The organism is Avrilella dinanensis (assembly GCF_002807015.1).
GTDB classification, from domain to species: domain Bacteria; phylum Bacteroidota; class Bacteroidia; order Flavobacteriales; family Flavobacteriaceae; genus Flavobacterium; species Flavobacterium dinanensis.
In genome coordinates this window covers 1639047-1661390 of record NZ_NIPO01000001.1, presented here as the reverse complement: position 1 = coordinate 1661390, position 22344 = coordinate 1639047, and the positions used below count along the sequence as shown (strand labels likewise).

Sequence of the window (22344 nt, the reverse complement as noted above, 5' to 3'; positions counted from 1 at the left end):
CTAAAACCTAAATTATTGGATTACTTTAACAATCCTACTTTTTGTTTTCCAGCATCGGCACAAACTTGAAGTCACCGTATTCATGTTGTTCAAATTCCATCGCTGATTTACGGATAAGCATTTGCATAATCTGGTTTTCTCTACCCACCGGAATCACTAATTTACCGCCTATTTTCAGTTGTGCCATTAATGCTTTCGGAATTTCGGGTGCACCTGCCGTAACCAGAATTTTATCAAACGGGGCATCGGCAGGCATTCCTTTGTAGCCATCGCCATAGGTCATTATTTTTGGTCGATAACCCAGTTGTGGGAGTAATTTTGACGTTTTTTTGTACAGTTCCAGTTGTCTTTCAATGGTATATACTTTGGCTTTCATCAGGTACAGCACGGCGGTTTGATAACCGGAACCCGTACCGATTTCCAGTATTTTATCATCGGGTTGCACGTCCAGTAACTGAGTCTGGAAAGCCACAGTGTATGGCTGAGAAATGGTTTGCCCTGCCAGAATGGGAAAAGCTTTGTCCTGATAGGCAAAATCTTCAAAACTTGAATCAATAAATAAATGCCGGGGAATACGTCGAATGGTTTCCAAAACCCGATCGTCAGAAATTCCTTTAGATTTCAGTAAATCAGCCAGTTGATTTCTTAAACCCTGATGTTTTGCTGTATCTTTCAATTCTGTCTAAATTTGTTTCCAAAATTAGCTATTAACTGCGATTATTCCTAAATTAAAACTGAAAGTTTGGGGCAAATTATAGTCTGATTTTTTAGAAAATCATCATATTGTGACCAGAAATAATTTTCCAGTCTTCGTCCATCTTTTTGATAAAGAATGATTGATAATAACCGCACAAACCACCTCCACAATTGTATAAATATGACAAATAAGCAACATCTTTTTCTTTATTGAAAACCGGAAGGCTCAGCGAAATATTTGGAATATAATTATTGACTGAATTTGTTAAACTGTCTAATTCCTCATCTGTATGGATAGAGGTAATATCATAATCTATCAATTGAATATTATTGATTTTATCTTTTTGATAAAAACTATATCTTGATTCTTTTATTTGATTTTCAATTGAAATGGTATCAACTACTCCAAAATATTTTTCTGCATGAAAGTAAAAATCTTCGCCGTCCATTCCTAAATCAAAGAGAAATATATTTGCTGTATTCAACATATATTTTGCAGAATCTTTTTTTATTTCAGGCATTTCCAAAACGGCGTTAATCACTTCGTAAACCAGAGGATCGTCAATAAATTCTTTTTCAATTTTTTGTATAGGATTGTTTTCTTGTTTTTTATTACAAGAAAGAAGAGTTATAAATAGCACTGAATAAAGAATATATTTCATTTTCAAAATCTCCAAATTATCTAATTTTCAAATTGATTAATTATCATTTTACCAATTCGTTATACAACCTTTCAAATGTTGCATTCAAACCATTTGAGAAACCTGGGTGCGGTCTTGATGATTGAATACTTGAACTTTTTACGGCGGTAATCCAACGGAATTTCTCATCGGCTTCCATCTGTGCAATCGGACCGCTATTTTTACTGCCGGAAACAATTTTCACAAACGATTCCAGGTTTTCTTTCAATTGCTCCAAGTCGAATTCTTGACAAAAGCTTCTGATTTTTTCTTCAGGAATGTGGTATTCAAACCGAATAAAACGTTTGCGTTTGCTGAACAAAATCAAACCAACATTGATGAATTCCTCACGTTCAACCTTTGGAACGACGCGAATTACAGCGTATTCATATACTACTTTATCTTGCATCTTGAGCCGTTTTTAGAAAAATATCGGCATTTGCCAATCGGTTGGACAAAAATTTAAAATACACCTCTCGGATTTCTTCGTTGCTTGGACCTTCTTCCCAGTTTAAAAACTCGTCAGGGATTTTATTAACGATTTCGCGTAAAATATCATCGTTTAGTTTGGCTGTAAATTCATCATGCACTTCTTGTAATTTAGTTGCCTTATTGATTAATGCGTGGTCTTTAATCAACGGAAAAGGCGTTACGGAAGTTTTCTCCCAATTTTTCCAATTGTGATGAAAGTAAAACGATGCACCGTGGTCAATCAACCATAATTCTTTGTGCCAAATTAATAAGTTGGTATTGCGAAAAGTACGATCTACATTGGTAATGAAACTATCTAACCACACAATTTTTGATGCCAATAGTGCATCGCAATCGTTGGTAGCTACATCGTAAGTAATTGCACCGGACAAGTAGTGTAAACCTAAGTTTAAACCTTTGCTGAATTTCAGTAAATCCTGAATTTCTTCGTCGCCTTCGGTTTGCCCAAACGTTTCGTCTAACTCTACAAATACCAGTTCGGGAACCTGCAGTCCTAAATACTTAGCGATTAATCCGCCCAAAAGTTCAGAAATTAACGCTTTGACACCGTGACCGGCGCCGCGGAATTTAATCACATATTTAAAATCGTCATCTGCCTCCGCCAGAGCAGGTAAGGAGCCTCCTTCACGCAATGGCGTGATGTAACGGGTAACGGTAACAGTTCGTAAATTTGGAATCATATTATGATATAAAAACTTGGTTAAAGATACTCATTTTGAAATTTGTTAAACCAAGTATTTAAAACTTTTCAGAAAAGAGAAAATATAAAAAATTGCATTTTTCTAAATAAGAAGGTTGGCGGTTCGAAGAGTTTAATCAATATGGTTTAATATTGCTCTAATATCAGTGTCATTTGGATTTAATTCTAATGCTTTATAGAAAACTTTGATCGCGTCTTGCTTATAATTTTGCTTTAATAATATAGCCCCGTAACTGATGTAGGAATAGCTTTCATTTGGATATAATTGAACACAAAGTTTTGCAATTTCAGAGGCTTCGTTTATCTTTTCGTTATCCAAAAGGTCGTTTACATACAAAATTAGATCGCTTAAATTTATGTCATAATTTGAATTTACTCCTTTTTTATATTCCGTTCTAATTAGTTCAATACGTTCTTTTAGAGTTTTCCCCTCTAGAAGATTCGTTAAGGAAGTGGCGTTTAGTAATTGTTCTTTTATTTTTTGTTCTTTCAATGTTTCGACATTGAACTCTATTCTTTGTACATCTGTTATTTTTGTTGAGTCTATTTTATACCTAACAAACTTGCCACCAGTCTCATCATTTTTTATAAATTGAGTACCATAAATTTGTGGCTGATTTCTTCTCATTAAATCTCTGTCTATTGCAGCAGCTAATAACCATTTGTTTATTGTTGGATCTAATTCAACAGCTTTTTTCATATGTTTAACTGCCATAGAAGAGGCAATCGTGTCATTCCCATGTTGAAAAATCATAGCAGAATTATAGTAATCTTTTGCTGTAACTATTTTGCCAGACTGTATCATTTCAAAAACTCGATTTTCCCTTTCTTTATCTTGTTTTGAAAGTGTTGTCCAATCAATATTATTTGACATTCTTGCACTTTGATCCTCATCGTACATTTTCTGTAACTCAGGATTATCTTGTTGAGCAAGTGCAATATTTGGGAGCATAATTATGCTAAATAGTATAAAATGTAAAATTTTCATAAGCTGTGTTTCAAAAAATTTCCAGTAAACACCCAAATATACAAAATGAAAATTATACATAACAAAAAAACGACTTCCTTTCGAAAGTCGTTTTTACAAACAGATGTTTTTTATCCTTTAATCGTTTCAACCGTTTTGTCAATCTTATTAATCAATCCCATCAACACTTTACCGGGACCAACTTCGGTAAACGATGTAGCGCCATCGGCAATCATTTGCTGTACCGATTGTGTCCAACGAACCGGAGCAGTTAATTGTGTGATTAAGTTCTTTTTAATTTCAACCGGATCAGAAACGGCACTTGCAGTTACGTTTTGATATACCGGGCAAATAGGCGTAGAGAAAGTTGTTGCCTCGATAGCTGCAGCCAATTCTTCACGAGCAGGTTCCATCATCGGCGAGTGGAACGCCCCGCCAACAGGTAAAATCAATGCACGTTTTGCACCGGCTTCTTTCATTTTTTCGCAAGCCAATTCAACCGCTTTTGTTTCTCCTGAAATAACTAATTGTCCCGGGCAGTTATAATTTGCCGCTACAACAACCCCATCAATAGAGGCACAGATGTCTTCTACTACTTTATCGTCTAAATTTAAAACGGCAGCCATTGTAGAAGGGGTAATTTCGCAGGCTTTTTGCATTGCCATAGCTCGTTTAGACACTAATTGCAACGCGTCTTCAAAAGATAAAGCTCCATTTGCAACCAACGCTGAAAATTCGCCTAATGAATGTCCGGCAACCATTTCGGGTTTAAAATCGGGTAATGTTTTCGCTAAAATTACCGAATGTAAAAACACAGCAGGCTGCGTTACTTTGGTTTGTTTTAATTCTTCATCGGTGCCGTTGAACATGATTTCAGTAATGTTGAAACCTAAAATTTCATTGGCTTTATCAAATAATTCTTTTGCTGTTTCGGAAGATTCATAAAGGTCTTTCCCCATTCCTGAAAACTGGGCACCTTGTCCCGGAAATACGTATGCTTTCATTCTTGTTGTTTATTGTTTAGAGTACAAAAATATAAAAGTCCGTTTAATTAACGGACTTTTATATTTTTAATTGTGAATTGTTATCTCAACACTTTCGCTCTTTTATCCTTGATTTCAGCATTGTTGTAGATAGCTGAAAAAACAGTGTTTTGAACAGTTGCTTTGTTACTGCCAGACACTCTTGCTTTGTATGAGTTGTAATTAGGCAATTCAGGAGCAGTAATTACTTCTTTTGTTCTGATTACATAAACACCGTTGTTACCTTCAATCAATTCAGAAACTTTGCCCGCTTCTGTACCAAAAGTGTATCCGGCAACTTTAGGCTCTTTCACAAAACCAATAGTTTGTGTGTTGCCGGTAGTTTCTCCTGATTGTATTTTAGATTTTGAGTTTTGAGCAATTTCTTCCAATGTCGAACCAGTCATTTGCTGCTTAATCAAAGCTGCTTTTTTCTGATTTTTGATAATTGGCTCTACTTGTGCTCTGGCATCATTAACGCCTAACAAACCACTTTCGTTGATTTCTGTAAGTTTTACGACAAGATGACCATCAGTATTGTCAAATCGTTTAATATCTCCCACAGATGCACCTTTGCTGTATGCCCAATTAATCGCATCGGTGTGGCTGCCTTCAATAGCAGGAAGTTGTTCGCCGAAAGCAGTAATTGCAGTAGATGGGTGTGCAATCAGGTTCATATCAGATGCGATTTTTGAGAAATCGCCGTTAGCTGCTTCCATTTCAAATTTAGATGCCTGCGTATATAACGCATCTTGCGTTGCATTAGACGGTTCGATAGCTTTGGCTATAGTCGCTAATTGTACCATTTCTGCCATGTTTTGTGCATCAACTTTAAGGATATGGAATCCGAATTGTGTTTCTACCATTCCGATTTGTCCAACCGGATTGCTGAAAATATATTCGTCAAATTGAGGAACCATTTGTCCTTTTCGTACGCCTTCGTATTTTCCGCCTTTACCTTTAGACCCCGGGTCATCGGTATTTTCGTCAGCTAATTCAGCAAAATTAGAAGCATTCGCTTTTTCTTTCAGTCCTTTAGCAATTTCCTCCGCTTCTTCACGAGTTCTTCCGTTGTCACCAAAAGCAACAAGAATATGCGAAACGTCGACTGTTTCCGGTTGTGATTTTCTGTCAGTCAATCGGGTTAAGCAATAATGGTCATTGAAAAGATATGCACCGAACACTTCTCCTTTTTGCAGGTTGAATAATTGCTCCTGATATTCTTTAGGTAATTGTTCTTTGGTGTAATAAGTATCTTCATAAGGAATGTCAGAATTACTGTTTACGAAATCAGCCACATTACTTACGTTAGCGAACCCAGCGATTGTGTCGTTGGTTTGGGTTTCAGCATTGAAAACCACGCTTGGTTGCAACAAAGTTTCTACCTCATTTTTCACTGCACTTTCGTCTTCTTTAGACGGTTTGGTGGGGATGAAAACATACTCAACCGCTCTGTAATCCGGCGATTTGAATTGTTTTTTGTGTTTTTTGATATATTCCGCGATTTCGGTGTCGCTCACTTGAACGTCTTCGTCCTTGATAGTAGTATAAGGAACAGAAACATAATCGAATGTTACGCGGTCGGTTTCTTTTTTGTATGCATATTTTGCTTCCAAACCGGTAGTATAAACCGTACCTTTAATCATGTTGTAGTAGATTTGTTCTTTAGCAAAATCTTCTAATGAAGCCTCGTATTCCAACCAACCCCTCCAGCTGTTGCTATCCTGCTTAAGCTGGTTTAAGAAATGGTTGAATTTGTTGGTATCAAATTGCCCGGCATCATTTAAAAACTCAGGATTATTTGCAAAATTCGGGTGACTTTTAATCACATTGATGATTTGGTCTTTACCTAATCTCAATCCGGCATTTTCAAATTGCTCCTCGAACAATATTTTACGAATTTCTTCACCCCAAACAGCCTCGTAAGCCTGACTTCCGGACGCCTGACGGGATTGCTCCAATCTTTGCACCTTTGCCATATACTCCTGGGTCGGGATAGATTCGCCATTTACCGAACCTACACTGTTGGTGGTCAAACTTGTACCACTCATTAAAAAGTCTCCAACGATAAACGCTAACAAACTGAATCCGATTACTACGAGTAGCAATACCGAGCGTTCTCTGATTTTCTGTAAAACTGCCATTTTTTTACTTAATAAATTTTAGTCAGCGAAAGTACAATTATCTTATTAAAAATGAAAGCACTTTAAAAAAATATTCCAATTTGGGCGAAAAAAAAGCTTGTGCGAAGGTTTGAAAAGCGATTATTACAGCAATTTATGATTGTTTTTAAAATGATTTTTGTAATTTTATGACAGTAAAAATCAATGAATCATGAAAAAAACACTAGTTATCGGGGCTTCCGTGAAGCCTGACAGATATGCATATAAAGCTATTCAACGATTATTGAATCATCATCACGAGGTAGAGGCAATCAGCAACAGAGCAGGACAGGTGGGCGATGTGGTGTTTCATATAGATTTACCACAATTTGAAGATATTGATACGGTAACTTTATACCTGAATCCGACAAGACAAAGAGATTATTATGACTATATCGTATCGCTGAAACCAAACCGGGTAATATTCAATCCAGGAACTGAAAATCCGGAATTACAGGAAATACTTCGTGAAAATAATATTCATTTTGAAGAAGCCTGTACGTTGGTTTTGCTTGGAACTGACCAATATTAATGACTACCCGTAGAGTATTATCTGTTAAAAAATAATCAATGATTTATTTATACCACAGATGCACAGATAGGTGTTTTTATCACAAATACCTGCAAAAAAATAATTTTTATAGATATGGAACAACTACCATTCAAGGATTAGTGACCATTTATAATCAGTAAACAATAAAAATCCGTGCATCTGTGGCTTTTTGATAATGCACTACGGATATAATAATTATTTTATGGATATTATTCCGTCGATGAGATTTATTTGCAAATCGGATCTGCGGGAACGCAAAAGTAAATCATCGCCTTGGTTTGTGTAAATAGGTTGTTTAACGGAATTTGTGTCTAACTGAATATCTTTTGCCAAATATTTAATCGTTCCCATTTTTTTGTAAAATCGATTAATATTCGGCGATACACTTGAAACATCAGTTTTTGCCAAGATTATATCAAACGATTCGTGCACTTTTGGATAGAAAAAAGCATAAAACTGACCGTCATTCTGGTCTTTGGTGCAGTGTTGTTTGAGTTCTACAGGTTTTGCGGTGTTTGAAATATCAAAACAAAAAACACCAAATCCTTGGACGTTTCCCAAAAGAAATTTCTCGTTGTCAAATAAGGTCAATCCGCTGTACAAACCGCTGATAGCATCTTCGCCTTCATATTGGTTCAATCCCGGAATCAGTTCGTTGGATAATGTTTGTTTATCAATATTGTAAATATAAAAAGCATATCGTCCGGCAATGATTTGCAGATTGTCGCTTGGCAAACCCGGGAAACTGAACATATCGACATCATAATAACTGTTCAGAAAATAATAATTATCTGTTTCATCATGCTGTATTCTCAGATAGATTGGGGCGGAAACGTGAACAAATTTTTCTTTATTTTGAGGATTTCTTTTTATTTTTTCCCATTGTCCCGAAAGATTGATTTCAAAGGTGTAATCTTGCGGTTCATGCCTTCCTAATTGATAATGAATTTTGTGTATCGAATCGGTGTGTTCTGCATAAACAACAAATTCGCCCGGATTTTGTTCAGCCGGAATCTGCCCGTAAGAACAAAGAGCAAAAAACAGAATCGATATGATAAATAACAACTTTTTCATTATTCTAATCGTATGACAAAAGGCATGATAAATGAAACTTTAATTTTCTTATCGTCACGATACAAAGGATTTACGGCAGGTGTACGTTTCAGTACTCTCATCAGTTCTTTTTCGCAAGCGGTGCATTCGGTTGTTTTGTATGTGATTTCCGGTTCAGTAATCCGCCCTTCATCGTTAATAAGAAACTGAACTCTGTAATCAATTCTCTTTATGGTGTCGTTAAAAACTTCATCGGGAACCTGGTAATTTGATTGCAAATGCCGCATTATTTTCTGAAAATCTTCATTGGGCAGGGTAGCTATCGGTTCGGTTTCCTGAGCTGAAAGTACCAAAGGAAAGAAGAATAACATTAATCTGAATAACTGTTTCATCAATTTTGAATTAAAATATTGGTTAATTTTATAAGTTTCATATTTTTCAACGAACCGATAGCGGTAGATTTCACACCTTGCATATCATAGGTTTTGCCATTGGTGGTTACTTTTATTCCGACACTATCATCGGTTTCGTAAATCTGGTATTGTGCCTCTTCGTTGGAAAAAGTTAATGTTTCTTCATCTTGATGATAGTTAAAATCCCATTCTGTTTCGTATCCATCAGGCTGAGGAAAATAAAATTCTACAAGGTCATCTTTTTGTAGGAAAGCATAATAAAGTATTCCGTCTATTTCATACAACACCACCGATTTTCCATTTTTTTCCAGTTCAAAATATACAATGACTTTCGACATCATTTCTTCAAACGAAAAATAAAGATTTGTCGTACTTTTTTCCTTACCATTATTATAAGTGATTTCGGTCACTTCAATAAAATTATTGTAAGAAAGATAAGAGCGTTCCGTTATTTTCACAGGCTTTGGTTCGTTGTCAATCACTTTAAACTCTGAAAACTGATGCCAGCAGCAACCGCTTTTGGTCATAGTGTGTATAGTTTGGGTTTCGTTATCTACGTCAAACATTCCGCAGTATTCGTTAGACAAAATCGAAAAGGCTTCACTATGTTCAAAACCGCTTTCCACGGCAAGATAAATATCAAACGATGGGCCGCCGTAGCAGCTTCCGTAACCATTCATCAGGGCAAAATCTTTGATGCCGTCAAAGTTGTAATCTTCATATAAAAGTACACTTTGCGAACCGTAAGGAAGTTCTTTGATATTGGGAACAGCCTCATTTTTTTCGTCCAAAAGATAAGTAGGGAAGTCGGCTGTATAAGCTTTCAGCAACATCTTTTGATTGCTTTTGTCAAAAATCTGTATTACATATTCAGGTACATAATCATCATAACGACCGCTGACGATAGTGTCTTCCTCGTTCAGGTCTATGACGGCTTCATATCGGTCAGAAAAATCACGGATTTTGACTGGAAAATTATCTTGTGCCCAAACCTGAAAACCGAAACCTATCAATAAAAATGCTGTTAAAAACTTCATCTGATAATTATTAAATCATATCAAAGGTACGGTTTTATCTGCTGATTTCTTAACAGAAAAATTAAATCTGACTTGATAGAAAAACGTATATTTGAAAAACCAAAAATAAAACAAATGAAAAATAAAGGTAAACAAATTCAGTTATTGGCGTTAGGAATTTTCTCCTTATTTATGATTACTTCCTGCGGAAACGAGAAAAAACAAAGCCCGGAAACTTCTGAAAATACAGAAGAAATCATTGATGAACGGCTAACCGATGAAAATAAGGAAGAAAATGCAGTATCTTCAAATACTTTCAATATAGAAAGTATTCCGGTTTCAGATGTTGATTTGGGTGATTTTCCTTATTTCAGTTTTCCGAAAGGAATGAAATCACAAAACAGACCGATTCAGCGTGATTACGACATCATTTTTTTTCCGATTGATGGAGTTATGACGCCAATTGAAGGTAAAGTTTTTAAAGTAAATGTATCTTTGGAAGACCGAAAAAACGACAACTGGTCGCTTCCTTTTTTCCTGAAAAGTTATGATGACGCCATTTTATCGGCAGGCGGACAAAAGATTTTTGACGGAAAAATAACCAGAGAAGAATATGAACGTTACAAAGACGATGCGGCTTATCTGGGCGAAGACGGCTCGATAGGTTATACAAGTAATAAAATTAGAGTTTACGTTATTCGTAGAGCTGATGGAAAAAATATTTATATTCAACTGACCGGAGATACAGCAGGCGGTAAGCTGAATATTTTGCAGGAAGAAGGTTTTGAGCAAACCATTACTTTTCTGAAATCAGATCAGATACAAAAAGATTTGCAAGACAAAGGTAAATCGGTTTTGTACATCAATTTTGACACAGACAAATCAACATTAAAATCTGATGGAAAAGATGCTGTAAATGAAATATTTAAAGTTTTGTCGGCAGATAAAACATTGCAGATTTCCATTAACGGATATACGGATAACGGCTCGGGGCTTCACGCAGGTTTCTCGCTTGCGTGAAACCCAAGTTCGAGGACAGTCCCGAAGGGCTGTGCTTGACGTGTGAAGCCCCGAGCCGTAGCGAGGGAAGCCCGAAGGGATTTCCTCGCTACACGGGGAATGCAACGCATAATCAAAAACTTTCAGAAGACCGTGCTAAAACTGTAATGAAAGCTTTAGTCGATGCAGGAATCCAATCGTCCCGATTAACTGCTCAGGGTTTTGGAGCTGAAAATCCGATAGCGGATAACAACACTGAAGACGGAAAAGCGAAAAACCGGCGGGTGGAACTGGTTAAGAAATAAATTAAAGATGGTATCTGAAAAGTCTAAGAAGAACATTATTGTGTAATATTCTATCTTTGCATCATGGATTCTCTCACACAAGCGGTTTTGGGCGTTGCTATAAGTCAGGCAACTTTGGGTAAAAAAATCAAAAACAGCCATGTTGTTTTGTATGGTGCTTTGATTGGTACCATTCCCGATTTGGACGTGCTGGTGGGCAAGTGGTTTTATGACCCAATTACTGCAGTGGGAATTCATCGCGGATTGTCACATTCCATCATTTTTTATTTGATATTATCCTTTGTTTTGGCACGTTGGATAAGTTGGCGTGAAAGAAGAAACCAAGTAGCATATTGGCAGGCATATCGGGCAGTTTTTTTCATATTACTCACACATTCATTACTGGATATTTTTACCACCTGGGGCACGCAGCTTTTCTGGCCTTTTGAGTGGAGGTTGGCAATAAAATCCATCTTTGTTATCGATCCGTTATATACAATTCCTTTGTTGATCGGAGTGATATTTTCATGTTTTTCCAAAAAAGAAAATAAACGGTTGATATATAATAAAACAGGTTTGATTATCAGTACGCTATACCTTTTTGTTACTGTCGGCTTACAGCAAACAGCCAGGCAAAAAGTGCTTCACGATGGAAGATTTGACAATGTAGAAATCCAGTATATAACGGTAAAACCAACAGCTTTCAACACCATTTTGTGGCAGATAATTGCCGAGGGCGAGAATGATTTTTACATTACTGATTATAGTTTTTTTGACTCCGCCGTCGCTCCGGTAGAGGTTTATCCGAAAAATCATCAGTCATTGCAAAATATTAAAAATGAAGAAGTAATTCGTCAGCTGATTAAAATTAGTGAAAATCAATATACGGTTACGGAAGAAAACGGAAAGTTGTTTTTCAACGATTTGCGGTTTGGTTTTCTGAATAAAAATCCGGATTCGTTACAGTTTGCTTTTTCTTATGAAATCATACAAAATCCGGACTCGGTCACTGCCAGAGAAGTGGAAAAAGACCGCAAAGACGGAAAAAAACTGTTACAACAATTAGCCAAAAGAATCCAGGGAAATTAGAGCTTGTTCTGATGGTATTGTAAAAGGGTTTATATTTGAAGTAGAACAAAGCAATTTTAAACGATTCTTTATACTTTCAATTATCAATAATTAGGCTTATTTTTGTCACAAATTATTTCGTCATGAAAATTTTGTTATCGCCGGCAAAATCATTGAATTATTCTGATACTTTGCCAAGCAAGAAATTTACAGTTCCGCAGCTGATTCAGCAATCGAAAAAGGTCAATAAGGCTTTGCGTGATTTGTCTGTAAAAGATTTACAGGAACTCATGCATATTTCCGAGAATCTGGCAAACCTGAATGTGGAACGGAATCACGTTCGAAGTTATCATTTGGATAAAATTTCCGAACAAGCCCGACAGGCGATATATGCTTTTAACGGCGATGTATATGAAGGCATCGATGCTTATTCCTTATCAACAAAATCTATAAACTATTTGCAAAAAAACCTTCGGATTTTGTCCGGATTATACGGCTATCTCAAGCCGTTGGATTTGATTGAGCCTTATCGTTTGGAAATGGGTACAAAACTTCCGGTAGAAAATGGTAAAAACCTCTATGAATTCTGGAAAAATACGGTTACACAATCATTGCTAGACGAATTAACCACCAAAGAAGTTATTGTTAATCTGGCGAGTAATGAATATTTCAAAGTGATTGACACTAAAGCAATTCCGAAGACAATAATCACACCTGATTTTAAAGATTTTAAAAACGGAAAATTAAAAACCATCAGTTTTTTTGCTAAAAAAGCACGCGGACAAATGACGCGTTTCATGGCAGAAAATAACATTAACAAAGCGGAAGATATGAAGCAATTTAACGAAGGTGGTTATCAATACGACGAACAACTATCAACTAAAAATAAATGGGTCTTTACCCGATAAAAAAGAACAAAATGAACACACATTATATCAGCTCAGATATTATTTCCATTGAGGAATTAAACAAAATCATCACAGAGCACCATCGTTTGGAATTGTCTGAAGAAGCAATCTCGAAAATCAACAAATGTCGGGCATATTTGGACGAGAAAATGAAATCACAATCGGCTCCGATTTATGGAATCAATACCGGTTTCGGCTCGTTGTACAATGTGAAAATAGACAATGAAAATCTCAGTCAATTACAGGAAAACCTGATGAAATCTCACGCTTGTGGTACAGGCGACGAAGTGCCTCAGGAAATTGTAAAAATCATGTTGCTGCTCAAAATTAAATCATTGAGTTTTGGAAATTCCGGTGTTCAGTTGGTTACTGTTCAACGGCTGATAGATTTCTACAATCAGGATATTTTACCGGTAGTTTACACCCAAGGTTCGCTGGGAGCATCGGGTGACCTCGCACCGCTGGCTCATTTGTCGTTGCCGTTGATAGGCGAGGGCGAAGTCTATGCTGATGGTTACAGACAACCGGCTTCCAAGGTGCTGGAAAAAAATGGCTGGGAACCAATTGCCCTGCAGTCCAAAGAAGGATTGGCATTGCTTAACGGTACGCAGTTCATGTCAGCCTATGGTTGCTATACAATTATCAAATCAATGAAATTGTCGTATTTTGCAGATGTAATCGGAACGATTTCTTTAGAGGCTTTTGACGGTCGGATTGAGCCTTTTACCGATTTGATTCACTTTGCCCGTCCGCATAAAGGACAAATTCTGACTGCCAATTTTATCAGTGAACTTTTGGAAGGCAGTGAGTTAATAAAACAACAGAAACAACACGTCCAAGACCCGTATTCTTTCCGATGTATTCCACAGGTTCACGGAGCAACCAAAGATGCTTTGGAATATGTAAAAAGAGTTTTCAAAACCGAAATTAATTCGGTAACAGACAATCCGAATATTTTTGCGGAAGATGATATTATTGTTTCCGGTGGGAATTTCCATGGACAGCCATTGGCGTTATCATTGGATTTTCTGGCAATGGCAATGGCAGAATTAGGAAATATTTCTGAAAGAAGAACTTATCAGCTTATATCCGGTCTTCGCGGCTTACCACCGTTTTTGGTACACAATCCGGGGTTGAATTCCGGTTTTATGATTCCGCAGTACACCGCCGCAAGTATTGTGAGTCAAAATAAACAATATACTGTGCCGGCAAGCACCGACAGCATTGTTTCGAGCAACGGGCAGGAAGACCATGTGAGTATGGGAGCCAATGCCGCCACCAAAGCATTGAAAGTTGTGGATAATCTGGAGCGTATTCTTGCCATCGAATTGTTTAACGCTGCTCAGGCTTTGGATATGAGAAAACCAACCAAATCAAGTGAATTTATAGAATCATTCGTTAGCATTTACCGGGAAGAAGTTCCGTTTGTGGAAACCGACCGTATTTTGCATTACGACATAGAAAAAAGCATTCATTTTTTGCGTGATTTTCAATTGGATTTAGACACATAATATCTTTGAAAAAGAATTTTCTTGTGCTGAAAATTCTTTTTCATTTTATGTACAGAAACTGCTTAAATTTCAAAAAAATAAGTTTTTTGTATTTTATTTGTGCTCAGAATGATAAAACAATTTTAAATAGTTTTACAGAATTTACAGAAAAAAATCATTTTTGATAATTAAATATAGAAATCGCTAAAAAAGTCTGTATAATTCGCAGCTAAAAATTATATTTGCCCTAACCAAACAATGATAATTTGTTTACAAAAAATAAATTAAAGATAATTAACGACCCGATTTACGGCTTTATCTCAGTGCCTGACGATTTGTTGTATGATTTGATGCAGCACAGTTATTTTCAGCGACTTCGGAGGATAAGCCAAATGGGATTGTCTTACCTGGTGTATCCTGGTGCACACCACACGCGGTTTCATCACGCCCTCGGGAGCATGCACATGATGCAACAGGCAGTTAAGGTATTGCGGTTCAAGCAGGTAATTATTTCTGAGGAAGAAGAACAAGCACTGTATATTGCCATATTATTGCATGATATTGGTCACGGGCCTTTTTCTCACGCCATGGAACAAAGTATTGTGGAAGATGTGCATCATGAAGAATTATCTTTGCGATTCATGGACGCATTGAACACTGAATTTGGCGGAAAATTGTCGTTGGCAATAGAAATATTTAAAGGATATTATCATCGTCCTTTTTTCAAACAACTGATATCTGGACAATTAGATATGGATAGAATGGATTATCTCAAACGAGATAGTTTTTATTCCGGAGTTGCTGAAGGAAATATTAATTCCGAACGGTTGATTCAGATGATTAACGTCAAAGACAATCAGTTGGTTGTGGAAGAAAAAGGCATATATTCAGTAGAGAAATTTCTGGTTGCCCGCCGGTTGATGTATTGGCAGTGTTATTTCCATAAAACCAGTGTAACCGCAGAGCATATCCTTACTCAGATTCTCAAAAGAGCCAAAGAGCTAACCCAACAAGGAGAAAAACTTTGGTGTAGCCCTGCGTTGGAATATTTTTTAGATAAATCCAAACAAAATCAGGTTGATACAGATTTTACTCATCAGGATTTGGTGCAATTTTCTCAGCTTGATGACAGTGATATTTTGGGAGCTATCAAACAGTGGCAGTTTCATTCAGATGAAATTTTATCCTCATTGTGTAGCAGCATTGTAAACAGAAAATTATTTGCGTTTAAATATGTAGATAAAGTAAGCCAGTCAGAGCGTATCAACGAACTGAAAAAAACAATTATCCAAAGAGGGCAAGCAACAGAAAAAACCGCCGATTACCTGATTTTAGGTGACAAATTAAGAAATCAGGCGTATGATGTCGAGCACGGACCGATTACTATTTTATTTAAGGACGGAAGTATCAAAGATGTCGCCGATGCGTCCGACCAGAATTTCATCAAAGCATTGACCGAACCGGTTGTGAAATATTTTATTTGTTATCCCAAGTGGGTTAATGCTTAGATATTGTTAAAAATTTATACATTTGTAAGAATGAAAGTAACTGTACAACAGATAGCAGACTTGTTAAATGGGGAGGTTGTGGGCAACGCCGCCACAGAAGTATCCGATTTGTCAAAGATAGAAGAAGGCAAACCGGGGTCGTTGTCCTTTTTGTCCAACCCGAAATATGTGCCATATATATATGAAACAAAAGCATCTGCAGTAATTATAAACAAAAGTTTTGTGCCGGAACACCCGGTGCAGACGACTTTAATAAAAGTAGAAGATGCCTATGCAGCATTTACTAAATTACTGGAGTTTTATAACCAGATAAAAAATAACAAAGTTGGGATAGAGCAACCTAATTTTGTTGGCGAAAACACGGTTTATGGTCAGGATATATATCTCGGAGCGTTTGCCTATATCGGGCAGAATTGCCAAATTGGCGATAACGTAAAAATTTATCCGAATTGTTATATTGGTGATAATGTAAAAATAGCAGATAATACCACTATTTTTGCCGGAAGTAAAATTTATGCCGACACACAAATAGGAAGCAGGTGTATTATCCATTCCGGAACGACTATCGGGTCAGACGGTTTTGGTTTTGCTCCTCAGGAAGACGGCAGTTACGCCAAAGTACCGCAAACCGGAAATGTCATTATCGAAGATGATGTTGAAATCGGGGCGAACACTACCATTGACCGGGCAACTTTGGGTTCAACGATTATCAGACAAGGCGTGAAGTTGGATAATCATATCCAGATTGCCCATAATGTTGAAATCGGGGCTCATACGGTTATCGCTTCTCAAACAGGAATTGCCGGCTCAACCAAAATCGGAAAATATTGCCAGATAGGCGGACAGGTCGGAATTGTGGGACATATTACTATCGGCAATTATGTAAAAATACAAGCTCAGTCCGGAGTGAACAAAAGTCTGAAAGACAATGATGTCGTTCAGGGTTCGCCTGCCATCAATTACGGAGATTTTTCCAAATCTTTTGTACATTTCCGAAATCTGCCTAAAATTGTAGAAGACATAGATAAATTAAAGGATAAATAAAAATTAGCTATAATTAATAAGTTATGGTCAAACAAAAAACTATTGCCAGAGAGGTAACCATCGAAGGAGTTGGGCTGCACACCGGACAGCAAGTAAAAATGGTATTTAAGCCGGCATTGATAAACAACGGGTTTACATTTACCCGTGTGGATTTAGAAGGCTCGCCCGAAATCGAGGCATTAGCAAGCTACGTTGTATCGACTGAAAGAGGTACAAACCTGGAACACAAAGGTGTACAATTACATACGACCGAACACGTTTTGGCAGCGTTGGTAGGGTGCGATTTAGACAATGTAAATATCGAGCTGAATGCGTCTGAACCGCCGATTATGGACGGCTCTTCCAAATATTTTGTCGAAGCGGTTGAATCTGTAGGAATCGTCGAGCAAGATGCTGAAAGAGAAGAATATATCGTAAAAGAAGTAATCTCTTATACAGATGAAAGAACGGGAAGTGAAATTTTGTTGATGCCGGCAGATGAATATCAGGTAACAACAATGGTTGATTTCGGAACAAAAGTGCTGGGTACACAAAATGCCAGTATCAAAAGTTTGTCGGAATTTAAAAGCGAAATTGCTCAGGCACGTACTTTCAGCTTTCTACACGAAATAGAAACCCTGCTTTCTCATGGTTTGATTAAAGGAGGTGATTTGAACAATGCTATTGTGTATGTGGATAAAGACATATCTCCGGAAACCATTGAAAAACTGAAAGTTGCTTTCAATAAAGATACTGTTTCCGTTAAGCCAAACGGAATATTAGATAATCTGACACTACATTATCCGAACGAGGCTGCCCGGCATAAATTGCTGGACGTAATTGGCGATTTGGCACTTATCGGTACACGTATCAGAGGTAAAGTAATTGCCAACAAACCAGGGCATTTTGTAAACACACAGTTTGCCAAAAAAATGCTCAAAATAATCAAAGAGGAAAAACGCAATCAGGTGCCTGATTACGACCTTAATCAGAAACCATTAATGGACATTAACCAGATTATGGCTATGCTTCCGCATCGTTATCCGATGTTGTTGGTTGATAAAATTTTGGAACTGACAGATACTTCGGTTGTCGGCGTGAAAAATGTGACGATGAACGAAGAATTTTTCCAGGGACATTTTCCCGGAGCACCGGTAATGCCAGGTGTCCTCATTATCGAAGCGATGGCACAAACCGGCGGAATTTTAGCACTAAGCACCGTTCCTGACCCGGAAAATTATCTGACCTACTTTATGAAGATTGACAATGTGAGGTTCAAACAACAGGTTTTGCCCGGCGATACTTTGATTTTCAAATTAGAATTATTGACACCAATCCGAAGAGGAATCTGTCATATGCAAGCTGTAGCTTATGCTAACGGTAAGATTGCCACGGAAGCCGAATTGATGGCTCAAATCGTAAAACAAACAAATTAAAATAAAAATAAGATGAATCAACCTTTAGCATACGTTCATCCCGGGGCAAAGATTGCAAAAAATGTAGTTATTGAGCCTTTTACTACTATCCACAATAATGTTGAGATAGGCGAAGGTACGTGGATTGGGTCAAATGTGACTATTATGGAGGGAGCCCGGATAGGGAAAAACTGCCGTATTTTTCCGGGAGCAGTCATATCTGCCGAACCGCAGGATTTAAAATTTGACGGAGAAGAAACTACTGCCGAAATAGGCGACAATACCACCATAAGAGAATGTGTTACGATTAATCGCGGAACCAGAGACAGATACCGGACGATTATTGGTAGTAACTGTCTGATACAGGCATATAGCCACGTGGCACACGATTGTATTGTGGGCGATAATTGTATTTTTTCTAATTCGAGTACATTGGCGGGGCATGTAACAATCGGGGATTATGTAGTTTTGGCAGGAATGGTAGCGGTGCATCAGTTTTGTACTATTGGTTCACATTCGTTTATAACAGGAGGTACGCTTGTCCGCAAAGACGTTCCGCCGTATATAAAAGCTGCACGAGAGCCGATTTCTTACGCAGGAATTAATTCCGTCGGATTGAGAAGACGAGGATTTGATTCAGAAAAAATAAGAGAAATTCAGAATATTTACCGTATTTTGTACCAGAAAAACTATAACAATTCACAAGCTATTGAATTGATAGAAACCGAAATGGAAGCCACGCCCGAAAGAGATGAAATCATACAATTTGTGCGTAATTCTTCCCGCGGTATTATGAAAGGATATACAGGACTTTATTAATGAGTCAATTAGTTATTAACGGATTAGCAAATTAGCGAATAAGTAAACAAACGAATAAGCAAATCAGCAAAAAAAATATGGCAACAACATCAGACATCAGAAACGGATTGTGCATCAAGTACAATAATGACATTTACAAAATTGTTGAGTTTCTACACGTAAAACCAGGTAAAGGACCAGCGTTTGTACGTACAAAAATGAGAAGTGTAACAACAGGAAGAATATTAGAAAATACTTTTTCTGCCGGACATAAAATCGAAGATGTTCGGGTAGAGACACACACTTTCCAGTATCTGTATCCGGAAGGAAATGATTTTCATTTTATGAATACCGAAACTTTTGAGCAAATCACTTTAGACAGAAATGCACTTGACGCGCCGGATTTATTGAAAGAAGGAACCAACGTAATGGTGCAAATTAATACTGAAACAGATACGCCTTTGTCGGTTGATATGCCGGCATCAGTAGTGTTGCAAGTGACTTATGCCGAGCCGGGTGTTAAAGGAAACACGGCTACGAATGCGACCAAACCTGCTACTGTGGAAACAGGAGCATCAGTCAACGTACCATTATTTATCGAGGAAGGCGACAAAATTAAAATTGATACAACCTCTGGTAACTATATTGAGCGAGTAAAAGAATAATATGCGTTTTTCAAAACCATATACACTAAAGCAAATAGCCGAAATTATTGGTTGTGCTTATCAGGGATCTGAAGATTTCGAAGTGCTGGGCATGAACGAAATTCATGTGGTTCAGCCTGGCGAAATTGTATTTGTGGATCACCCAAAATATTATGATAAGGCTTTAAACTCTAAGGCTTCTGTTATTTTAATTAATAAAGAAGTAGATTGTCCGGAAAACAAAGCCTTGCTGATATCAGACGACCCGTTCAGAGATTTTAACCGGCTTTCGGATTATTTCAGACCGTTTCAACCGGCTGACAAATCTGTTTCAATCAGTAGCGAAATCGGGGAGGGGACACATATACAGCCTAATGTTTTTATCGGAAATCATGTGAAAATCGGTAAAAACTGTTTGATTTATCCCAATGTGGTTATTTATGACCATACGGTTATTGCCGACAATGTTATCATTCACGCCGGAAGTGTAATTGGTGCCGACGCCTTTTATTTTAAGAAAAGGGAAAGCGGTTTTGATCAGTTGAAATCGTCGGGGAGAGTAGTAATTGAATCAGGAGTAAGTATCGGAGCTTTGTGTACTATCGACCGTGGTGTGACAGGAGATACAACCATCGGCGAAGGCTCTGTGATTGATAACCAGGTGCATATTGCTCATGATACAGTAGTGGGTAAAAAATGTCTGATTGCCGCACAAACAGGTGTTGCCGGCTGTGTGGTTATTGAAGATGAAGTTACCATCTGGGGGCAGGTCGGAACGACGAGCGGAATAACCATAGGAGAAAAAGCAGTAGTTTTGGCACAATCTGGTGTTACAAAAAGCATTGAAGGAGGCAAAACCTACTTTGGAACGCCTATCGAAATATCAAGAGAAAAGCTCAAACAATTGGCATATTTAAAGAAAATGTCTAAATAATTATGGAACTAAAAGAATTAGTAGCCAAGTTTTATCAATCTTCCGGAATATTAAGCAAGGCTTATTGTGAAGAAGTCTTTCATGAAGACGTTATTTTAGAATGGCATAGCACCAAAGGGCTGATTACGCTTGATTTTACCGATATTTTGGCACTTTCTAAGGATTTAAGACAATCATATTTTGCTTTAAGAACAGAAATTACGCAGCTATTTCAGGACGGCAACCACGTAACTATTTGTTACAGCCATTATGTCCGGACGTTGGAAAACCCGGACGAAGAACTTCCTCTGGCTGATTTTTTTGCGATTTGGGAAATCAAAGACGAAAAAATGATTAGAGGTTATCAAATGAGCCAATTATCAGAGTAATATTTCCGGGGAAAAATTTCACTTTAGCATATAAATAAACTATTTTTGTAAAAAATTTAATTCTAATAACAACAACTATATTATGAGTGTTTTAGTTAACAAAGATTCAAAGATAATCGTTCAAGGATTTACAGGTAGCGAAGGAACTTTCCACGCATCTCAAATGATTGAGTACGGAACCAACGTTGTGGGTGGTGTAACTCCGGGAAAAGGAGGAACAACTCACTTGGAGCGTCCTGTGTTCAACACAGTTAAAGAAGCAGTGGAAAAAGCCGGAGCAGACACCTCTATTATATTTGTACCACCTGCATTTGCTGCAGATGCAATCATGGAAGCAGCCGAAGCAGGTATCAAAGTAATCATCTGTATCACAGAAGGAATTCCGGTGGCAGATATGGTTAAAGCATATGATTATATTCAGCATAGAGATTGCCGTTTGATTGGACCAAACTGTCCGGGAGTAATCACACCGGGAGAAGCAAAAGTTGGTATCATGCCAGGCTTCGTGTTCAAAAAAGGAACAGTAGGAATCGTTTCCAAATCAGGTACATTGACTTACGAAGCTGCTGACCAGGTAGTGAAACAAGGATTGGGAATCACAACAGCTATCGGTATCGGTGGCGACCCGATTATCGGTACAACAACCAAAGAAGCCGTTCAGTTATTGATGGAAGATTCTGAAACAGAAGCTATTATTATGATTGGGGAAATCGGTGGTCAGTTGGAAGCAGATGCAGCTCGCTGGGTAAAAGAAAACGGAAACAAAAAGCCTGTAATTGGTTTCATCGCCGGAGAAACAGCACCAAAAGGACGTACTATGGGACATGCCGGAGCTATCGTCGGTGGAGCTGATGATACTGCTGAGGCTAAAAAACGAATCATGCGTGAAAACGGAATTTTCGTTGTAGATTCTCCTGCTGAAATCGGTAAAAAAGTAAAAGAAGTTTTAGGATAATTTCTTTTTCGATATAGAGTAGAAAACCACAGATTAAAAAAATCTGTGGTTTTTTTATGTTTATAAAGATGATCTTTTTAGGGTTATCAAAATGTGATGAAGTGAAATTTTTCTCAATAGAGACATTCGTTCTAAGCGAAAAAAACAAAAAACCCCTGTTAGTATTAACAGAGGTTTTTGGGTATTTTGAAAAGGT

Annotated in this window: 24 protein-coding genes; 14 read left to right on the top strand and 10 right to left on the bottom strand. The window is 37.5% G+C overall.

The genetic code is table 11. The annotated features are described in order from the left end of the window. Window positions 1-34 precede the first annotated feature (34 nt). The 7 genes from CDL10_RS07915 to CDL10_RS07885 form a co-directional block, all read right to left on the bottom strand. Window positions 35-676, bottom strand: a complete 642-nt coding sequence (locus CDL10_RS07915) for a protein-L-isoaspartate(D-aspartate) O-methyltransferase (RefSeq protein WP_100678033.1) — start codon at window positions 674-676, stop codon at window positions 35-37. Window positions 677-767: 91 nt separating this feature from the next. Then, a complete protein-coding gene (locus tag CDL10_RS07910; RefSeq protein ID WP_100678032.1) occupies window positions 768-1358 on the bottom strand; it encodes a hypothetical protein in 591 nt (196 codons plus the stop codon). Window positions 1359-1401: 43 nt separating this feature from the next. Beyond that, window positions 1402-1785, bottom strand: a complete 384-nt coding sequence (locus CDL10_RS07905; protein ID WP_100678031.1) for a DUF3037 domain-containing protein — start codon at window positions 1783-1785, stop codon at window positions 1402-1404. After that, on the bottom strand, window positions 1775-2548 hold the full coding sequence (locus tag CDL10_RS07900; protein WP_100678030.1) for a HipA family kinase: 774 nt from the start codon (window positions 2546-2548) through the stop codon (window positions 1775-1777). Before CDL10_RS07900 ends, CDL10_RS07905 begins: the two co-directional genes overlap by 11 nt. Window positions 2549-2680: 132 nt before the next feature. After that, window positions 2681-3556, bottom strand: coding sequence for a tetratricopeptide repeat protein (locus CDL10_RS07895; RefSeq protein ID WP_165772998.1), 876 nt, complete (start codon window positions 3554-3556; stop codon window positions 2681-2683). A 110-nt stretch (window positions 3557-3666) separates the two neighbouring features. After that, on the bottom strand, window positions 3667-4539 hold the full coding sequence (fabD, locus tag CDL10_RS07890) for an ACP S-malonyltransferase (RefSeq protein WP_100678028.1): 873 nt from the start codon (window positions 4537-4539) through the stop codon (window positions 3667-3669). A gap of 80 nt (window positions 4540-4619) precedes the next feature. Continuing rightward, complete coding sequence (locus CDL10_RS07885) at window positions 4620-6701, bottom strand: peptidylprolyl isomerase (RefSeq protein ID WP_100678027.1); 2082 nt, start codon at window positions 6699-6701, stop codon at window positions 4620-4622. 190 nt (window positions 6702-6891) lie between these two features. On the opposite strand from CDL10_RS07885, the gene CDL10_RS07880 reads away from it, so the two are divergent. Then, complete coding sequence (locus tag CDL10_RS07880; protein ID WP_394363832.1) at window positions 6892-7251, top strand: CoA-binding protein; 360 nt, start codon at window positions 6892-6894, stop codon at window positions 7249-7251. Window positions 7252-7467: 216 nt separating this feature from the next. On the opposite strand, the gene CDL10_RS07875 is transcribed toward CDL10_RS07880, so the two are convergent. From CDL10_RS07875 to CDL10_RS07865, 3 genes are read right to left on the bottom strand one after another with little or no spacing between them, the layout of a single operon-like run. Then, window positions 7468-8346, bottom strand: coding sequence for a hypothetical protein (locus CDL10_RS07875; RefSeq protein WP_100678025.1), 879 nt, complete (start codon window positions 8344-8346; stop codon window positions 7468-7470). Then, window positions 8346-8717: a hypothetical protein gene (locus CDL10_RS07870; protein ID WP_100678024.1), complete on the bottom strand. Its 372-nt coding sequence runs from the start codon at window positions 8715-8717 to the stop codon at window positions 8346-8348. Before CDL10_RS07870 ends, CDL10_RS07875 begins: the two co-directional genes overlap by 1 nt. Continuing rightward, a complete protein-coding gene (locus CDL10_RS07865; protein ID WP_100678023.1) occupies window positions 8717-9775 on the bottom strand; it encodes an XAC2610-related protein in 1059 nt (352 codons plus the stop codon). The genes CDL10_RS07870 and CDL10_RS07865 overlap by 1 nt, the downstream gene beginning before the upstream one ends. Window positions 9776-9889: 114 nt before the next feature. Here CDL10_RS07865 and CDL10_RS07860 point away from each other — a divergent pair, with 114 nt between their 5' ends. From CDL10_RS07860 to sucD, 13 genes are all read left to right on the top strand, one after another. Further along, window positions 9890-10774: an OmpA family protein gene (locus CDL10_RS07860; protein ID WP_100678022.1), complete on the top strand. Its 885-nt coding sequence runs from the start codon at window positions 9890-9892 to the stop codon at window positions 10772-10774. Beyond that, on the top strand, window positions 10771-11058 hold the full coding sequence (locus CDL10_RS07855) for an OmpA family protein (protein WP_100678021.1): 288 nt from the start codon (window positions 10771-10773) through the stop codon (window positions 11056-11058). The genes CDL10_RS07860 and CDL10_RS07855 overlap by 4 nt, the downstream gene beginning before the upstream one ends. Before the next feature lie 63 nt (window positions 11059-11121). Next, window positions 11122-12126, top strand: coding sequence for a metal-dependent hydrolase (locus tag CDL10_RS07850; protein WP_100678020.1), 1005 nt, complete (start codon window positions 11122-11124; stop codon window positions 12124-12126). A gap of 122 nt (window positions 12127-12248) precedes the next feature. Further along, a complete protein-coding gene (gene yaaA / locus CDL10_RS07845) occupies window positions 12249-13013 on the top strand; it encodes a peroxide stress protein YaaA (protein WP_100678019.1) in 765 nt (254 codons plus the stop codon). An 11-nt stretch (window positions 13014-13024) separates the two neighbouring features. After that, window positions 13025-14524 carry a histidine ammonia-lyase gene (gene hutH, locus CDL10_RS07840; protein ID WP_100678018.1) on the top strand — a complete coding sequence of 500 codons (1500 nt, stop codon included), beginning with the start codon at window positions 13025-13027 and terminating at the stop codon, window positions 14522-14524. 245 nt (window positions 14525-14769) lie between these two features. Next, window positions 14770-16011, top strand: a complete 1242-nt coding sequence (locus tag CDL10_RS07835; protein ID WP_100678017.1) for an HD domain-containing protein — start codon at window positions 14770-14772, stop codon at window positions 16009-16011. A 30-nt stretch (window positions 16012-16041) separates the two neighbouring features. Continuing rightward, window positions 16042-17055 (top strand): UDP-3-O-(3-hydroxymyristoyl)glucosamine N-acyltransferase, encoded by a 1014-nt coding sequence (gene lpxD, locus CDL10_RS07830; protein ID WP_100678016.1) that lies wholly within the window; start codon window positions 16042-16044, stop codon window positions 17053-17055. Window positions 17056-17078: 23 nt separating this feature from the next. Further along, window positions 17079-18470 (top strand): bifunctional UDP-3-O-[3-hydroxymyristoyl] N-acetylglucosamine deacetylase/3-hydroxyacyl-ACP dehydratase, encoded by a 1392-nt coding sequence (locus CDL10_RS07825; RefSeq protein WP_100678015.1) that lies wholly within the window; start codon window positions 17079-17081, stop codon window positions 18468-18470. 12 nt (window positions 18471-18482) lie between these two features. Further along, window positions 18483-19268 (top strand): acyl-ACP--UDP-N-acetylglucosamine O-acyltransferase, encoded by a 786-nt coding sequence (lpxA, locus tag CDL10_RS07820; protein ID WP_100678014.1) that lies wholly within the window; start codon window positions 18483-18485, stop codon window positions 19266-19268. Between the two features lie 77 nt (window positions 19269-19345). Next, window positions 19346-19912 carry an elongation factor P gene (efp, locus tag CDL10_RS07815; RefSeq protein WP_100678013.1) on the top strand — a complete coding sequence of 189 codons (567 nt, stop codon included), beginning with the start codon at window positions 19346-19348 and terminating at the stop codon, window positions 19910-19912. 1 nt (window position 19913) lies between these two features. Next, a complete protein-coding gene (locus tag CDL10_RS07810; protein WP_100678012.1) occupies window positions 19914-20825 on the top strand; it encodes a UDP-3-O-(3-hydroxymyristoyl)glucosamine N-acyltransferase in 912 nt (303 codons plus the stop codon). 2 nt (window positions 20826-20827) lie between these two features. After that, complete coding sequence (locus tag CDL10_RS07805; protein ID WP_100678011.1) at window positions 20828-21193, top strand: nuclear transport factor 2 family protein; 366 nt, start codon at window positions 20828-20830, stop codon at window positions 21191-21193. An 82-nt stretch (window positions 21194-21275) separates the two neighbouring features. Then, window positions 21276-22148 carry a succinate--CoA ligase subunit alpha gene (sucD, locus tag CDL10_RS07800; protein WP_100678010.1) on the top strand — a complete coding sequence of 291 codons (873 nt, stop codon included), beginning with the start codon at window positions 21276-21278 and terminating at the stop codon, window positions 22146-22148. Window positions 22149-22344 lie beyond the last annotated feature (196 nt).

Coding starts and splice junctions, on each gene's coding strand:
- CDL10_RS07910 (WP_100678032.1), bottom strand. CDS start 1,358: ATGAAATATATTCTTTATTCAGTGCTATTTATAACTCTTCTTTCTTGT.
- CDL10_RS07905 (WP_100678031.1), bottom strand. CDS start 1,785: ATGCAAGATAAAGTAGTATATGAATACGCTGTAATTCGCGTCGTTCCA.
- CDL10_RS07900 (WP_100678030.1), bottom strand. CDS start 2,548: ATGATTCCAAATTTACGAACTGTTACCGTTACCCGTTACATCACGCCA.
- CDL10_RS07895 (WP_165772998.1), bottom strand. CDS start 3,556: ATGAAAATTTTACATTTTATACTATTTAGCATAATTATGCTCCCAAAT.
- fabD (WP_100678028.1), bottom strand. CDS start 4,539: ATGAAAGCATACGTATTTCCGGGACAAGGTGCCCAGTTTTCAGGAATG.
- CDL10_RS07885 (WP_100678027.1), bottom strand. CDS start 6,701: ATGGCAGTTTTACAGAAAATCAGAGAACGCTCGGTATTGCTACTCGTA.
- CDL10_RS07880 (WP_394363832.1), top strand. CDS start 6,892: ATGAAAAAAACACTAGTTATCGGGGCTTCCGTGAAGCCTGACAGATAT.
- CDL10_RS07875 (WP_100678025.1), bottom strand. CDS start 8,346: ATGAAAAAGTTGTTATTTATCATATCGATTCTGTTTTTTGCTCTTTGT.
- CDL10_RS07870 (WP_100678024.1), bottom strand. CDS start 8,717: ATGAAACAGTTATTCAGATTAATGTTATTCTTCTTTCCTTTGGTACTT.
- CDL10_RS07865 (WP_100678023.1), bottom strand. CDS start 9,775: ATGAAGTTTTTAACAGCATTTTTATTGATAGGTTTCGGTTTTCAGGTT.
- CDL10_RS07860 (WP_100678022.1), top strand. CDS start 9,890: ATGAAAAATAAAGGTAAACAAATTCAGTTATTGGCGTTAGGAATTTTC.
- CDL10_RS07850 (WP_100678020.1), top strand. CDS start 11,122: ATGGATTCTCTCACACAAGCGGTTTTGGGCGTTGCTATAAGTCAGGCA.
- yaaA (WP_100678019.1), top strand. CDS start 12,249: ATGAAAATTTTGTTATCGCCGGCAAAATCATTGAATTATTCTGATACT.
- hutH (WP_100678018.1), top strand. CDS start 13,025: ATGAACACACATTATATCAGCTCAGATATTATTTCCATTGAGGAATTA.
- lpxD (WP_100678016.1), top strand. CDS start 16,042: ATGAAAGTAACTGTACAACAGATAGCAGACTTGTTAAATGGGGAGGTT.
- CDL10_RS07825 (WP_100678015.1), top strand. CDS start 17,079: ATGGTCAAACAAAAAACTATTGCCAGAGAGGTAACCATCGAAGGAGTT.
- lpxA (WP_100678014.1), top strand. CDS start 18,483: ATGAATCAACCTTTAGCATACGTTCATCCCGGGGCAAAGATTGCAAAA.
- efp (WP_100678013.1), top strand. CDS start 19,346: ATGGCAACAACATCAGACATCAGAAACGGATTGTGCATCAAGTACAAT.
- CDL10_RS07810 (WP_100678012.1), top strand. CDS start 19,914: ATGCGTTTTTCAAAACCATATACACTAAAGCAAATAGCCGAAATTATT.
- CDL10_RS07805 (WP_100678011.1), top strand. CDS start 20,828: ATGGAACTAAAAGAATTAGTAGCCAAGTTTTATCAATCTTCCGGAATA.
- sucD (WP_100678010.1), top strand. CDS start 21,276: ATGAGTGTTTTAGTTAACAAAGATTCAAAGATAATCGTTCAAGGATTT.